The 14,966-nt window shown below is 42.9% G+C and carries 14 protein-coding genes; 11 read left to right on the top strand and 3 right to left on the bottom strand.

Annotation, left to right across the window (positions count from 1 at the left end; genetic code table 11):
• Positions 1-69 precede the first annotated feature (69 nt).
• Both FTW16_RS09350 and FTW16_RS09345 read right to left on the bottom strand, forming a co-directional pair.
• Positions 70-414, bottom strand: a complete 345-nt coding sequence (locus FTW16_RS09350) for a thiamine-phosphate diphosphorylase (protein WP_146490886.1) — start codon at positions 412-414, stop codon at positions 70-72.
• A gap of 442 nt (positions 415-856) precedes the next feature.
• On the bottom strand, positions 857-1,759 hold the full coding sequence (locus FTW16_RS09345) for a LysR family transcriptional regulator (RefSeq protein WP_146490815.1): 903 nt from the start codon (positions 1,757-1,759) through the stop codon (positions 857-859).
• 137 nt (positions 1,760-1,896) lie between these two features.
• On the opposite strand from FTW16_RS09345, the gene FTW16_RS09340 reads away from it, so the two are divergent.
• The 7 genes from FTW16_RS09340 to FTW16_RS09310 all read left to right on the top strand — a co-directional run bounded on the left by FTW16_RS09340 (position 1,897) and on the right by FTW16_RS09310 (position 9,852).
• Positions 1,897-2,325: a PACE efflux transporter gene (locus FTW16_RS09340; RefSeq protein WP_060980437.1), complete on the top strand. Its 429-nt coding sequence runs from the start codon at positions 1,897-1,899 to the stop codon at positions 2,323-2,325.
• A gap of 179 nt (positions 2,326-2,504) precedes the next feature.
• On the top strand, positions 2,505-3,485 hold the full coding sequence (locus FTW16_RS09335) for a helix-turn-helix transcriptional regulator (RefSeq protein WP_146490885.1): 981 nt from the start codon (positions 2,505-2,507) through the stop codon (positions 3,483-3,485).
• Between the two features lie 244 nt (positions 3,486-3,729).
• Positions 3,730-5,106, top strand: coding sequence for a metal-dependent hydrolase family protein (locus tag FTW16_RS09330; RefSeq protein WP_146490814.1), 1,377 nt, complete (start codon positions 3,730-3,732; stop codon positions 5,104-5,106).
• A gap of 86 nt (positions 5,107-5,192) precedes the next feature.
• Entirely contained in the window at positions 5,193-5,858 is a 666-nt protein-coding gene (locus FTW16_RS09325; RefSeq protein ID WP_146490813.1) for a DUF3299 domain-containing protein, read from the top strand.
• Positions 5,859-5,980: 122 nt separating this feature from the next.
• Complete coding sequence (locus tag FTW16_RS09320) at positions 5,981-7,270, top strand: carbohydrate porin (RefSeq protein ID WP_261383429.1); 1,290 nt, start codon at positions 5,981-5,983, stop codon at positions 7,268-7,270.
• Positions 7,271-7,709: 439 nt separating this feature from the next.
• On the top strand, positions 7,710-8,714 hold the full coding sequence (locus FTW16_RS09315) for a Solitary outer membrane autotransporter beta-barrel domain (RefSeq protein ID WP_146490812.1): 1,005 nt from the start codon (positions 7,710-7,712) through the stop codon (positions 8,712-8,714).
• Positions 8,715-8,832: 118 nt separating this feature from the next.
• Positions 8,833-9,852: a GGDEF domain-containing protein gene (locus FTW16_RS09310; protein WP_146490811.1), complete on the top strand. Its 1,020-nt coding sequence runs from the start codon at positions 8,833-8,835 to the stop codon at positions 9,850-9,852.
• A 45-nt stretch (positions 9,853-9,897) separates the two neighbouring features.
• Here the strand turns inward: FTW16_RS09310 and FTW16_RS09305 are convergent, their stop codons facing one another.
• Entirely contained in the window at positions 9,898-10,893 is a 996-nt protein-coding gene (locus FTW16_RS09305) for a helix-turn-helix domain-containing protein (protein ID WP_146490810.1), read from the bottom strand.
• A 159-nt stretch (positions 10,894-11,052) separates the two neighbouring features.
• On the opposite strand from FTW16_RS09305, the gene FTW16_RS09300 reads away from it, so the two are divergent.
• The 4 genes from FTW16_RS09300 to FTW16_RS09285 are packed head-to-tail and all read left to right on the top strand — an operon-like array spanning position 11,053 to position 14,966.
• A complete protein-coding gene (locus tag FTW16_RS09300; RefSeq protein WP_146490809.1) occupies positions 11,053-12,174 on the top strand; it encodes an HlyD family secretion protein in 1,122 nt (373 codons plus the stop codon).
• Positions 12,164-13,183, top strand: coding sequence for a DUF2955 domain-containing protein (locus FTW16_RS09295; RefSeq protein ID WP_146490808.1), 1,020 nt, complete (start codon positions 12,164-12,166; stop codon positions 13,181-13,183). The genes FTW16_RS09300 and FTW16_RS09295 overlap by 11 nt, the downstream gene beginning before the upstream one ends.
• 22 nt (positions 13,184-13,205) lie before the next feature.
• Positions 13,206-14,306 carry an AI-2E family transporter gene (locus tag FTW16_RS09290; protein WP_146490807.1) on the top strand — a complete coding sequence of 367 codons (1,101 nt, stop codon included), beginning with the start codon at positions 13,206-13,208 and terminating at the stop codon, positions 14,304-14,306.
• Positions 14,307-14,966, top strand: a complete 660-nt coding sequence (locus FTW16_RS09285) for a potassium channel family protein (RefSeq protein WP_146490806.1) — start codon at positions 14,307-14,309, stop codon at positions 14,964-14,966.

Raw genomic sequence — 14,966 nt, 5'->3', positions numbered from 1 at the left:
ACACAGAGCTGTGCTAGATGTGCTTATCGATTGAGCATTTAAGGTGCTCTATCTAACATAGGGTTTGGTTTACTGAATGCACAGAGCAACGGTGCCGATGATCATAAGAACGATCGCAGCGTACCAACCGTATTGTGCGGTTTTATCAGCAACAAACACCTTAATGTAGTTGATCTCTTCATGTGCCATTGCGATGAAGTCCGTGTAGTTAATCGACAACTCACGGCTAGCTTCTTTCAGGTCTTGCTGAAGCTTGTTGAAAGACTCATCGATGAAGCCCTTTGTTTCCGAAGCAGACGGAGTAACAGTTAACGCTAGGCTATTCCAAACCGCCATACGCGATTCATATTCGCTTTCACTGACACAATTAAGTACGCGTAAATCATACTCTCGTTTGTTACGCTCTTTACCCATTTTCTCAGGGCAAATATTTCTTAAAACGTTCACGACAAATTTTCCAAAAGGTTCATTTAGATATAGAAAAGCACTCGAAGAGCGCTCATAAACTGGGTGCGAATTAATATTCAAAAAGTGATCTATTTGAAACCGGCATAAGCGACTGCAAGGCAGAACGTTTATCTGGGGGATTTGAAGTTGGGTCAGTGGTGTTAAAGAGCGATTTGGGTCTGTCTAAATTCGTTTTAAAAGACAAACCCGTTGGGATCGCAGTGTAGTTAGGTCACTTTGGGACATCAACTAGGGTGTTTTATCCACACGACAAAGATATTTATCGGCAAGATAAGTAGAAATGAGGTAGCGCTGGTGAGTTGCACGCCGATATTGAATCTCTGAATTGACGATGTTTTGAAAATAGAGATGTTTTCAAAAACAGAGGTGCTTTCAAAAATACAGGAGGCTAGTTGGCTTGCCATTGATTGTATTGCAGTGAGTGTCCCTTAAGCTTTTCAATAAGGCTAGTGAGAACTGGGCCATTGATGTGGCTACGAGACACCAAACAACCCACAGGAGTAATCCAACCACCATGCTCGTGCGAGACAGGTAACGCCACAAGAGCACCTTTTTGAATGCTTTCCATCACCATCATTTCAGGTACATTTGCCCACCCAATATTTTGTTCAACGAGATCAATAATGGTTTTGTGATTGTTGGCATACCAAAGCATGGAGCTAATTCCGTAGGTGAACCACAGTTCGCGTTGCTTTGAACTGCGATGCACGCATTGGCGGTAACGTTTTAAATCGGAATCTTGCACAACGGGCATTTGGCTTAGTTCGTGCGTGGCAGAACTGACAGTGAGAAAGCGTGCTTGGCCAAGTAAGAAAAAGTCCATATCTACCTTAAGTTCACCATCCGCATAGATGATGCCAATCTGCGCTTTTCCACGCCTCACCATGTCCTCAACATCGAAGGTAGAAGCGGTAATGATATCGAAGTGAGTAATTGGAAATTGATCAGTTAGTGAGCTGATTATCTTTATGAAGTTCTTATCAATGATGCTCTCATCAACCGCAATGATCAGTTCATGCTCATCTTCTTGTGTTAGCGACTCTACTTTTTGATCGAAATACTTTTGCTGGTCAAGAATCGACTTAGCCACAGGCAATAATGCTTTGCCTGTGTTGGTTAAAACGGGGATGTTTTTCTCTCGATTAAACAGCTCTTGATCGATGGCGATTTCTAGGTTGGCGATCGACTGGCTGACTCCAGACTGAGCACGTTTCAGCTTGCGTGCCGCGGCAGAGAAAGAGCCACTTTCACATACAGTGACGAATACTTTTAATTGTTCAAAACTATACATGTTATCTCCCGCTCAATACAAAATTGGATATTCCACTCAGGCTATCACTAATCGTGATGGCTGTTAACTTTCTCTTATTATTTCCGATGACATAATCCTAGCTAATCCAACACATACTAGATTATTTAGAGGAATGTATGAGTACGTTAGAAAGAGTGTTTCACTCAGTGTTATTCGAAGTTTTAGCCGTAACGCTTTCAATAATCGGCTTAGCGATATTTACCGATCACGATATGAATGCCTTATCAGGAACCATGATAGTTGTTGCGACTATCGCGATGATCTGGAACTACTGTTTTAACCGTGTTTTTGATCGGTATTTCACGGGTGATAAATCCAAGCGTTCGCTCAAGTTACGTGTTTTTCACGTGGTGTTATTTGAGGCAGGCTTGCTGGTGGCGACGATCCCAGTGATGGCTTACTTACTTGATGTGGGGATTTGGCAGGCATTTTTAATGGACATCGGCGTGACCATTTTTATTACCATTTACGCGTTTGTGTTTAATCTGATTTACGATCATGTGCGTGCATTCTGGGTACGCAGTTCGGATCTAGCAGTTCAGTAATCTGCCAAGTTAGTAAACGCTAGTTTAGCTACTAACCGATTGTTTATTCGTTATTTTGACGGAGATGGTCGGTTAGTAAACCTAGGTCACTCGTCATTTATTCTGCTATCTTAAATAAGGTGATAGTTTGAGTTCGTGAAAGAACAGATTAAGAGGAAAGGATGTCCAATACCCTTCAAATGACGGTTGTAGATAAGAAAGAAGTTGAGCTGTTTGCAGAACTGTTCAAACATATCGACGGTGAAATCTACACTTTGCTACGCTGCGCTAAAATTCCTAATGATATTCTTATCAACAATGAGCATTACGATTATCTCCCTGAGACAACCGTTAAAAATGTGGTCAAGATTATGGGGGAGTCGGCGTCGAGAGAAGAATTCTCGCTGTTTATGTGGAGTTTTTGCAAGCAAACCTATGTGCCAAGGTTCGTCGCTAAACTGAGTCAGCAAGACTCGCTGAAAAGTGCGCTAGACCAGTTTGGCGAGCAGTTGAAGCTCATATCCAACGGTGCGAATGTCTATACCAAGCAATCCGGAGGCAAGTGGTGGCTGGTTCGCGAGAAGCCGTTTACTAATGCACCTTGGTTTAAATTTGCAGAGCTGTTCTCTGTGATTTTTATCAACGAGTTACTTTCAGTATTAACACAAGGGCGCTGGAAGCCTTCTGAAGTGGGTATTCAGAGCGATGACCTTGATTGCTTTCAATCTTTGCCACAAATGGGGAATGCTCAGTTTTACACGCACAGGCCTGTTACGGCTTTCGAAATTCCAGAAGATATCATGCTTGAGCCAATTGTCTTGTCAAAGGTTGCCGAGGCACTTGAGCCAACAGCCCCTTTACCTAGTACATTTCTCAATGCCTTCAAGTTGGTGATAAAGCCTTATCTCACCATGGGAAAGCTCCCGATTAGCTTGGCTTCTGAGATTCTAAATATTCATGTCAGAACGATCCAGCGTCGGCTGGAAAGTGAAGGAGTGGTCTACAAAACCTTGATTGAAGAGATGGTTCTAGATCAGGTTTTAGAATTGCTCAAGCGGCCCGATCTATCGATTACTCAAGTAGGCGCGAAGATGGGATATTCCGATTCATCTCACTTCACTCGAGCTTTTAAGAGGCAGATGAACATGACGCCAAGACAGTACAGAAAGGGGCACTGTTAAATTCCTTATGTAGAAACCGGAGCCCAGATACATCTTTATTTATTGTCACCAAATGGCAATTTGCCGGCCTTGAATATTGGCATTATATGTACTAAGTTATTGAATGTTGAAATTATGTTTCGCAAATGCGTAATAATTGTTTGTACGCTTGGGCGCATTAAGTTCAACCTCATAACACTCATTAGTAGTTACGGAATCGTTATGGGAAATGAATGCCACTAATTAACGGAATCAAGGTGTATAAATGAAAAATGCAGGCTTAAAGCTCTCTGTTGTTGCTCTTTCGTGTTCATTTGCTCTATCTGCAAATGCGGCATCAACGTTATTTACCAATGTTGATATTTTCAATGGTACAGAAAACAAACTTTACGAAGATCATCACGTACTGGTTGAAGACAATCTAATCAAACAAATTTCGGCAAACCCAATTGAAGCCCGTGAAGCTAAAGTGATTGATGGCGAGGGCAAGACGTTAATGCCCGGCTTAATCGATGGCCATGCTCACGTTATGATTAACTATAATTTTGGTGACATCGAAACCAATAAAGATCTCACTGACATCTCTATTCATGCAACGCAAGTGGCTAAGCGCTACTTAGATGATGGTTTTACAACCGTTCGTGATATGGGCGGACCTGCCTTCGGTTTGGCTCGCGAAATTGAGAGTGGCAATGTTTTTGGCCCTCGAATTTATCCTTCTGGCGCATTTATCTCTCAAACATCAGGTCACGGTGATTTCCGAGATAGAAGTGATCCCGGTTTCACGCCTAATTCGGTAGGGGATATTTCTAACTTCGAAAGAATGGGTATTGGCGCTGTAGCCGATGGCGTGCCTGAAGTACTCAAAGCGACAAGGCTGAACTTACGCAATGGTGCGACTCAGATAAAGATCATGGCCGGTGGTGGTGGTTCATCTCGATTTGACCCGATTGATACAACTCAATACTCGGTAGATGAAACTTGTGCCATCGTTGAAGCAGCAAAAGATTGGAACACTTATGTTGCTGCGCATACATTCAATGATCGCTCGGTAAATCGTCTGCTTGATTGTGGCGTAAAAACCTTCGAGCACGGGTTCTTTATTAATGACGACACGATGAAGAGAATTGCAAAAGAGGGCGGATACGTTGTTCCACAGATGTGGGGACTATCACCAGATCTAGCAAAGAATCCACTTATGCCTGCAGAAAAACTGCCGATGGTTGCTCAGCTTCAAGAGCAGTATGGTGACTACGGTAAACGCCTACTTGAAAATAACGTGAAGGTTGTTTTTGCATCAGACTATGTGGGTGCAGATTCGGATGCTGAGCGAGCTCGTCGTTACGAAATTTACTGGAGAACAGAAGCGTTTGGTAGCAACTTCGAAGTGCTGAAACAAATGACATCTACAGCTGGTGAAATGTTAGCGATGTCAGGCCCTAGAGGCACAACCCAAGGTAAGTTAGGTGTCATCGAAAAGGATGCCGTTGCAGATATTCTACTGGTAGAGGGTAATCCACTGGAAGACATGACGGTATTAGGTGCGACCACCGAGTGGTTTGACGCTGACCCTGAATACAAGACTATCGATACGATTAAATTGGTAATGAAAGATGGCGTTGTATACCGCAACGAAATGTAATCTTTGATTTGATGTTTAATAGTTAGGTAGGGGATTTCCTCCTCTACCTAATTTCGCTTAACGATGTTATTGTGAGGTAAAATTTCATGGTTATTTTGAAGCCAATTTGTTCGCTGTTTGTATTGTGTTGTTTGTCGTTTTCATCACTAGCTAACGAAGTGAAAGTTACATACTGGGACGAGTTAGTCCCAAGCATGGAGCTGATAGAAGACCCATTTCAAAAGCTCGACCGAAATCAGTTGTTCGACATGGCGACCATTGCTCGTTTTAAAGACGCGCAAACTGAAGATGGATTTGTCGCAAGTGACGAAGCAACGCAAGAAATAGTTGAAGTGACAGAGAGGTTGAGAAAACAAAACGTCGATGTTGAGGCGTTATTTGTAGCTCGTGAACAGATTATGAAGCAACGCGAAGCGTTGGGTTCGAAACTCAATACTGAGGTGGTAGGCAGTAAACATCGTATCCCTGGTTACATCACGCCGATTGAAATGGATGGAACTAAGGTGACCAAGTTTTTCTTAGTACCTTCTGCTGGAGCCTGTATCCACACTCCACCACCTCCTGCGAATCAACTGGTGCTGATAGATTACCCGCAAGGCATTGAATTGGTGAGCTTAATGACGCCGGTTTGGGTTGAAGGGCAGTTAACAGGACACCAATCGAAAGAAAATGTGAATTACTCTGACGGCGCAGCCAACGTGCAGTCGGTCTATGCTATGAAAGCGGACGGTATAGAACAGTATCAACCTTAGCTAATGCATCTAGTTGAATCCGATCTCTTGTTGGAAGTATCTAAATCACTCAGTGTCATCAAATGACAATTTTCAATGTGAGTAATAACTAAAATAAAACTGACTTAAAAAGCACTGGTGACATGATGAATTCAAGATTATCTAAAGTAAGTATGGCAATTGTGATGGCGGCTAGCCTAATGAGCGGCGTTGTTTATGGCGCCAACTTTGAAGGCCCTGACTCTGTTGAAAATACAATTGCAGAACAGAAAGCACAAAAGAAATCTTGGAGGGAGTCGTTGGCCGATGATGGCATTACATTTGGAGCAGATTATAACGCTTTGGGTTTAGCCTCTAGCAATGGGTCTATGGGGAACGATGTTGATGCCTCTTCCGGTGTTGCGAGGTTTTATGGCTCTTGGAATTTGGTAGGCAAAGAGACGGGTAATACAGGCGGAATAGTATGGAAAGTCGAACATCGCCATGCCTATTCTGATTCAGCACCCAAAAATTTAGCCTTCATTGATGATACTGACCGATTGTTCAATAACGGTACCAAAGAAGGGTTAGGTTATGTAGGTATGATTGGCTCTGCCTTTAGCGACCAAGGCTTCCGCGTCACCAATTTGCATTGGAAACAAAAGTTTAATGGAGGTAAAACCTCAGTTATCGCTGGGTGGCAGGATGTTACCGACTATGTGGACACATACGCACTAGCGAGCCCATGGTCTGGCTTTAGCAACCTTGCATTTTCGACTGGAGCTGGAGCGATGGGGTTACCTGATGATGGTGTATTAGCCCTTTCTGCTGGGCATATGCTGACTGACAATTACTATGTGATTGCGGGTATCGCCGACGCCAACGGAAAATCAGACGATATCTTTGATGGCCTCAGTACATTATTTGATGAGAGTGATTTTTTCACCACGCTAGAACTCGGTTGGACAGCATCGCAAGACCAAATATTCACTGATAATTTCCACATTACAGCGTGGCACTTTGATGGTGGTACTCGTCATAGCTTGTCTGATGCGACAGGCGGAGGTGAATCTGGTAAAGGTATTAACTTCTCATGGAGTCAATTTGTCACACCTCAAGTAATGCCGTTTGTGAGAGGTGGTTTTTCTGATGGAGATGTTGCTCTGTATGAACGCTCATTGAGTGTCGGTGTTGGCTATTTTGGCCTAGGAAGCGAAAAGAACAACCTTGGTTTTGCGGTTAACTGGTCGGAAATAAATGAGTACGCTCTAAAAGGCATTTCGACTGGTGTGTATGGTAATGACGGTGAACAGTTTACCGCAGAACTCTACTACAACATGCAACTCAACGATTTCATCCAAGTGACACCTGATATTCAATACATTAAAGATCCAGCGTTATCCAATGAAAGCAGCGCGTGGGTGTTCGGTGTTCGTGCAAGAATCTTTATCTAATTCTCCTTGTTTATAATCAGATTTGGATATAGAAAAGTGAGCCTAATCAGGCTCACTTTTTTGTCTTTGGTTTTTAGACATAAAGGCTATGCTTTCTTGGTTTTCAGGGTGTCACCGAACAAGATATTTATGGCTTCTAACATCACAAATCTTAACCCGACGAGAACCACGTAACTCGACAGGTCTTAAAGTCGGTTTGGCGCATTATGGTAAGTAAGGGTTTTAAGAATGATCCAAGATAAGACTCCAATTTAGACAGAGGCGCATATGATTATTCATTTTAGAATCCAAGATGTAGAAGAACTTTGGGGAGCCATAGATTTGGCAACGCTCTTACAGTTGGAACTGAGATCAGTATCAACCACACCGTTAACTCTCTGATTGAAATAGTGAAATTACCAATTACACTTGAAGCATAAGTTTGAATGGAGTCAACTTAATGCTTTCACCCCAATCGTTATATCCCCCTTCTATTGCTTTACTCTTAACGGGCCTGATTTCTTCCTCGGCCTATGCATCTAATGAGGCGATTCAACATCGCTTGGAAAAGATATTCGCCGTTTCAATTGCGCTTACAGACAGCGATGCCGTCTCTATTGGTTTTGTGGATTTCGACCCCAACTCGTTTATTAACTTGAACGACAGTGGTTTTGGCTCCGATAAAACTATCGACACTCGAAGCCAAGTCAGTGTCGGCTCTATCCCTTATTCTTCCGTGATTAAAACCGATGATCCTGACCTAGATTTGATTTGGTCGGTGCGAGGGTCTTATGCGCTCTCTGAGCAAGATATTGAGATTTCGTCAGACGTCACATCAGACCGCCGAATTAACCCCAATGAAGACTCAGTATTGGGCCTGTATGGCTTTTTCGGCGCTCAAAGCCATTTAAATCAACATTGGTCTATCGCGTATGGTTTGGGCACTCATTTACTCTACTACCGCAATAAATACGAATATAACAACAGCTACTCTCAGGCATTTCAATCTCAGTTAGATGGATATGCGCTGAACACGTCTGCATGGGCGCTGATTGGCGAGCCGTCGGTGAAACTCCAATACCTACAGAAACAAGAGTGGGGAAGTTGGAATATCTCATCAAGAGCACGTTATTTCTATGGAACAGGCTGGGGCGAAGCCAATGATGGCGACATTGGTAATCCAGAAGGATTACGCTTTATCAATGAAATTGAATTCCGACAGAATGTGGCACTGGATGCTTGGTCGTTAAAGAACCCTCAGATTCACTATAATCTTAGAAGAATCGACGTGGCCGGGGATTTAACTGATCCTTTGGATACGCACTATTATTATGAGTTCGGCGCTGGATTGGTGTTTGATGTCCCTTATGACTCTTACTTCTTTGATAACTTTGGTGTTGGGGTTAATTTTAATTACGGCAGTTCGCTGAGCGGTGGTAGCTTGCTGTTCTTACTCAACAATTAACATAAATATTTAATCTTAAAAGTACTCATCTAATTTTAATTTGTATGTGTCGTGAAATGGTAAATATTCGCTCGTAAACTTGGTCATCATAGTCGCTCACCCATAGCTCGAGCACTCTATGAACAAGTTAAGCTTTGACCGAAAAATACCGTTATACGTGGTATCGGCACTTGTCCTAAACATGGTATTTATTTTGTGGTTGCTGAGTATCGCTTCTACCACAGCCATGTCTTTTTCGGTATGTATGCTCTTTTTGCTCAGTACTTTCATTACTGCGCGTCTTTATCGATATGAAATGACTCAAAGCAAGAATAGCTTGTCTGAGGCGATTATTGATGGTGTTGCCGGCTTTATTATTCTTGATAGCCAACTGAGGGTCATTCAGGTCAATCAGCAGTTTTCTAGAGTCTCTGGTTATGCGTTTGACCAAGTCGAAGCTCGTCCTATTTCTGACCTCTGTTTTATGAACAACAGTGGTTTGATATCGACCATTGCGACCTCGCTTAAGCAAAATCACAGATGGAAAGGTGAGTTGAGTGGTGTCAGCCGACTTGGTGAACACTTTACGGTTAATGCAGTTGTCGAAAAGCTAACCGAAATATTGCCGAACAACGAAAAATACGTTGTAACTTTTACCGATATTAGTCGACGTAAGGTGCTCGAACGCCAATTAAGAATACTGGTTGAAACGGACTCACTCACAGGTTGCTGGAATCGCCGCCGCTTTGATAAAGAGTTAAGTCACTACTCAAACCTAGCTGATCGCTACGGTCATACACACTCCTGTTTAGCACTGATCGATTTGGATCATAATGATAACCATGGTCATGATCAAGGTGATACAGCTCTTAAAGAGGTGGCCGAACTGTTGAAGAAAAACATCAGAGATACCGATATCGTGGCACGAGTTGGGGGGGAAGAATTTGCGATTTTGATGCCAGAAACCAGCCTGTCAGAAGCGATTGAAGCTATGTATCGGTTAAAAGAAGTGATTGCTAAAGACACAACACTAAACCTAACGGTAAGTAGTGGTGTGTCTGAAATACAAGCGTATGCCGAAGCGACGTATCGCAGCGCGGATAGGGCGCTTTACCGTGCAAAAGGTAACGGCCGAAATAGAGTGTGTAGTTCCAGTTAGGATTATCTGAAGCCAATTGCACTTGGTTAATCGGTTAGAACTGTTTTACGCGGAAATTGAGCGTTGATAAATCTTAGGCGTAAGGCCGGAAACTCGCTTAAATGCTCTAGAAAAGTGAGAGATATTGGTGTAACCCAATTGGCTCGAAATATAAGTCAGAGTATGGCCTTCTTCCATCAATTCACACGCAACGGAAAACATCAGGTTCTCTTTGATTTTTCGATAGGTGGTGTTTTCATTTTTGAGTTTTCGTTGAAACGTTCTCACGGAAAAATTAAGAAGCTCTGCAGCTTCTTCAAGCGAGAGGTCCTGCTCTTTCATATAGGGCTTGAGTAATTCGTAAACGCTGTCGGTAAAGCTGGTGTGCCACTCGATGATCGCGGGCTTATTGCTTAAGTCTTTGGCAGTAAGGCGAATGGGTAGTTGTAGGATCTCATCAGGGATCATCACAGCGGTTGAATTATGGTCAACAAAAAGCTGACAGTGACTTGGAAGCAGTGTTTTGACGATATCAGTGTCATGTCCTTGTAAACGTACTTTGCTTGGCTGCCAAGGTGACTGAGAGAGAATCGTTATTAGCTCAATAATGTAGGTGATAGCAAATACCTCTCCCCATTGGGACATGGGTGAATTATCTGCGGGGGCAGTTCGACAAAACCAACTCTGTCCGTGTTCTTGAATGAAGTCGACTCTACTGCCGGGAGAATCATAAGAGAAAATCGTGCTGATATGCTTTAGCGAATCTCCAATGGTTTCAAATTCGGTAAATTGATGCAAGACGTATGGGATGATTCTTCGCCTAAAGGCAAGGCCAAGTATGTCCGTAAATCGAGATACGCCTAGTTGTGATGAGGTCAAATAAATCAGTCGCTTGATTGATTCTGAGGGTACAAAGTCACTTTCTGATTCAATCAGATCGGGTGGTAAGCCCGAGTCTTCAAGTAGCTTGTGTAGGTCTAATCCATAGTCAGTGAAGATTTGGACTAAGATCTTGGCATAACTTGTTTGTATTACCGGTACTTGGTAGTGACTAGAGGTCATGAGAATACAATCCTGTATATATTGTCGCATTATTAGACGAGCATATCATTTGCAACGTTTTATTTACTAAATCTAACCTTATTAACTTGAGTTTTCCATTGCTAGGTTTATTTTTAAAGTATTAATTTTATTGATGTTAGTTATCTAGAAGGGAGTCCCATGTCAGAAGTTGAAGGGAGCAAGCAAGAATCCAATGAAGAAGTTGTCGAACAAACAAATGGAAAAGACAAAGTAAGAAAGATAACAAATTACCTACTGTTATTTGTGGCGTTTATGTTGATCTTCAGTGTTATCTCAGATCGCATCATCCCTATTACTGACAATGCTCGTGTAAAGGGCTATATCGTTCCTATAAAGCCTGAGGTGTCGGGTAAAGTGCTAGATATCTTAGTTCAGCCGAACCAATTGGTTAATCAAGGCGATAAGTTAGCCATTTTGGATGAGTCTGATTACCGAATTGCCGTACAACAAGCGGAGCAAAATCTAGAGATTGCAGGCCAAAATGTGGGAGCTCAAACCGCTAGCATTGCTTCAGCTCAAGCGAAACTTACTTCAGCGATCGTTGAAAGACAAAATACTAAACTACAAGCAAAGCGTGTTTTAGAGATGGCCGACAAAGGTGTCGTTTCTAAATCAGACGCAGATAAAGCGCGAGCAGCATTAGCGACGTCTCGAGCAGCAGTTGTGAATGCGGAAGCTGACCTTGATCGTGCAAAGAAACAAATGGGTAAAGAAGGTGAAGAAAATAGCCAAGTGAAAGCGGCGTTGCTGGCTCTTGAACAAGCTCAATTGAACTTAGAGCGCACCGTAATTACCGCACCGACACAAGGTGGAGTTTCTAACTTTAGCTTATCTGAAGGTTTTTACGCTTCAGCAGGTCAACCGATCATGACTTTTGTCTCAACTGAAGATATTTGGATTGAAGCTTATTATCGTGAAAATAGCCTTGGCAACGTAACGGTCGGTGATGAAGTCGAAGTGGCATTGGATTTTGCTCCAGGACAAATTGTGAAAGGTCGAGTGAGCAGCATCGATTGGGGGGTTGATTGGGGGCAAAATGATCAAGCAGGTAAACTTGCTCAAGCTAGCCAACAAACGGGGTGGTTACGTCAAACACAGATGCTTCCTATCACCATAGAGTTTGAACGAGATGAGATGCAAGGTATGCTCCGAGTGGGTGGGCAGGCGGATGTGATTGTTTATAGTGGTGATAACTTTGTATTCAACGCAATAGGCAAAGTGTGGATTCGTTTGATTAGCGTGTTGTCTTATGTCCGATAAATCGATCCCTGACCAACAAACACAACAACGGATCCTGCGGTATACCGTTGGGGTTACGTTAGCTGTGTTTTTGGCTGCGTGGATTAACTGGCCGCTCGCATTTGTAGCGCCAGTGTTCACCGCTAAGTTTCTAATTGATAAACCAAGCCTTCATAAGGAGACGGTCTATGAACTGCTTTTGGCGGTAGTAGTGACCATGGGGTTAGGGTTATTGTTGTCGCGAGGAATTACCCATTATCCAGTTCCATTATTGATTTTGGTGGGGCTAGTGATGCTTTGGGGTTACTACTTATTTGTTGACCCTAAGTGGAATCTGTTCGCAACCATATTATTAATTGCTGTACTGATGTTGCCATTTATGGCGATTGATAACCCTGGAATCTCGGTATTATTAGCATCTGGCTTGGCCACCTCTGGTGTGGTTTCGGTGACTATTTTTGCGCTGGTTCATATCTTTTTCCCTGAACCGAAAACTGAATTCTCCGGCTTTGCGTCGGCGCCATTCAACAGAAGAGAGCGTTGGTATGCAGCTTTCCGCGCCATGATTATCTCTTATCCTGTTGTGTGTTTTTTCTTTATATTTCAGATATCTGAAGCATTGCTAACCATGATGTTTATTGCATTATTGTCACTAATGATTACTTCGGAAAAGTCGGTTAAGTTGAGTGCATTTCTGGTGATCAGTAATGGTATTGGGGGTTTACTCGCGATAGCGGCTTTTTCAATCCTTTCGATTGTTCCCAATATTATCTTCTACTCTTTATTCATAGGCTTGGTTGCTATTGTGATTGCCAAAAAGATCTACACGGTTCCCGAAAAAGCGCCGATTTTCGCCACTGCATTTAGTACGTTGCTCGTACTGGTTGGTAGCACATTGATGAGCTCAGGCGACATCGATAGCAACACTCTTATACGCATATTCCAATTAGTATTAATTGGCATATATATGATTTTAGCTTCTCTATTCCTAGAAACTCGGAATTGGAAGTTCCTACAAAATCAGCCTTAATTCTGTCTAACAAGGACGTCTCATGAAGTTAACCGATGATTTTTCAAAACAGGCGATAGACGCTGCCATAAAAATTGCAGCGATTGCCATGCTCGTGTATTGGTGTTTTTCGATTTTGCGCCCATTCATTCTTTTGGTGGTGTGGGGGGCGATCATTGCGACTGCGCTGTACCCAGTTGCTGTGGCGATTTCAAATAAAACGGGGATATCGAAAGGTAAAGCCAGTGCATTGCTGAGTTTTATTGGTGTTATTCTTCTGTTTATTCCTTTGGCCGCGCTTTCTTCCGGTATCTATACCAGTGCTTCTGACCTGATGACGGGGCTTCAAGATGGCACATTGTCCTTGCCTAAACCGAAAGAGTCTTTGCAAGAGATTCCGTTGATTGGTGAAAAAGTTTATGCGGTTTTAGTTCACGCTTCATCCAACATAGAAAGCGTGTTCATCAAGTATGCGGAAGAGCTGAAGATATTCGCAACCAAAGCAGCGTCGGTTCTGGGCTCATTGGGAGGCGGTTTCATTCAATTTATCATCTCGACCATCATTGCCGGTGCATTCATGAGTAATGCTGATAAATGCCAAACAGGTGTGACTCATTTAGTGGCGCGTTTAACGGGTGGTAAAGGTGAAGAATTGGTACAGCTCTCTAAATCGACTGTGCGCAGCGTTGTGCAAGGTGTGATTGGTGTGGCTGTGATTCAATCCATGATGTCGGCAATCGGTTTGGTGATTGCGGGTGTGCCTGCTGCTGCATTTTGGGCGCTGGCTGTGCTGCTTATCGCAATCATCCAACTTCCACCGATTCTTGCTCTATTACCTGCGATTATCTACATGTTCAGCGTTGAATCGACGTTGGCGGCGAGCTTGTTCTTAGTGTGGTGTATTTTAGTCAGTGGTAGTGATGCTATCTTGAAGCCAGTACTGTTGAGCCGTGGCTCTCACATTCCAATGTTGGTTATCTTATTAGGTGCGTTGGGCGGAATGGCGATGTCAGGAATCGTCGGTTTGTTCGTGGGTGCTGTGATATTGAGTTTGACCTATGAGTTGATGATGGCGTGGCTAGGACTTGAAGATAAAAACCAAGCAGAAACTGAAAAAGACCAAGAAGAGACAGAGGAAAAATAGATGAAGCCAGTCTCGAAAGACGACAACTTCTACTTCTTGTTTTATGCATTGTTAGTGCTGTTTTTTGGTTGTGCGGTGATGCAGCAATTTTACCCACAAGGTCAGAAAACAATACTATTTCTCATCATAATTACTTTAGCGTGCTCAATTGCTGGTATCCATAGAGAGCGAGCCTTGTATCGATCTTGGTATGGTCTGTTGTTGATAACAGCGTCCGTATCAGGTGTATTTTCGTTTTTGGAAGGTTATAACCTGTCGATAGTGACGTTATTGGCGTTGGCTGTGTTCTTGTTCTCACACATTTACTCGGCGTTAAAACAGGTGATGAAAGCAAAAACGGTAACCCCCAATCACATTATCGGATCGATCTGTATTTACTTATTGTTGGGGTTTGCTTGGTCGATTATCTATTTGTTGATTTTGGAAATCTTTCCTAGTGCATTTTACGGTTTGGAAGAGCAAGTCTGGTTAACGAATTTGTTCAATGCGATGTACTTTAGTTTTATCACTCTGACCACCGTTGGCTATGGAGATATTTCACCGGCTTTGCCTATTGCTCAGTTCTTTGTGTTTATGGAATCCATTATCGGCAGCTTTTACTTAGCTATCATGGTGGCGAGTTTGGTGAGCATTCGACTTGCACAGTCTCAATCCCAATAG

The organism is Vibrio sp. T20 (genome assembly GCF_007858795.1).
Lineage (GTDB): Bacteria > Pseudomonadota > Gammaproteobacteria > Enterobacterales > Vibrionaceae > Vibrio > Vibrio satsumensis.
Note: the sequence above shows the minus strand (reverse complement) of the source record. Positions and strands in the feature narration are given on the sequence as shown.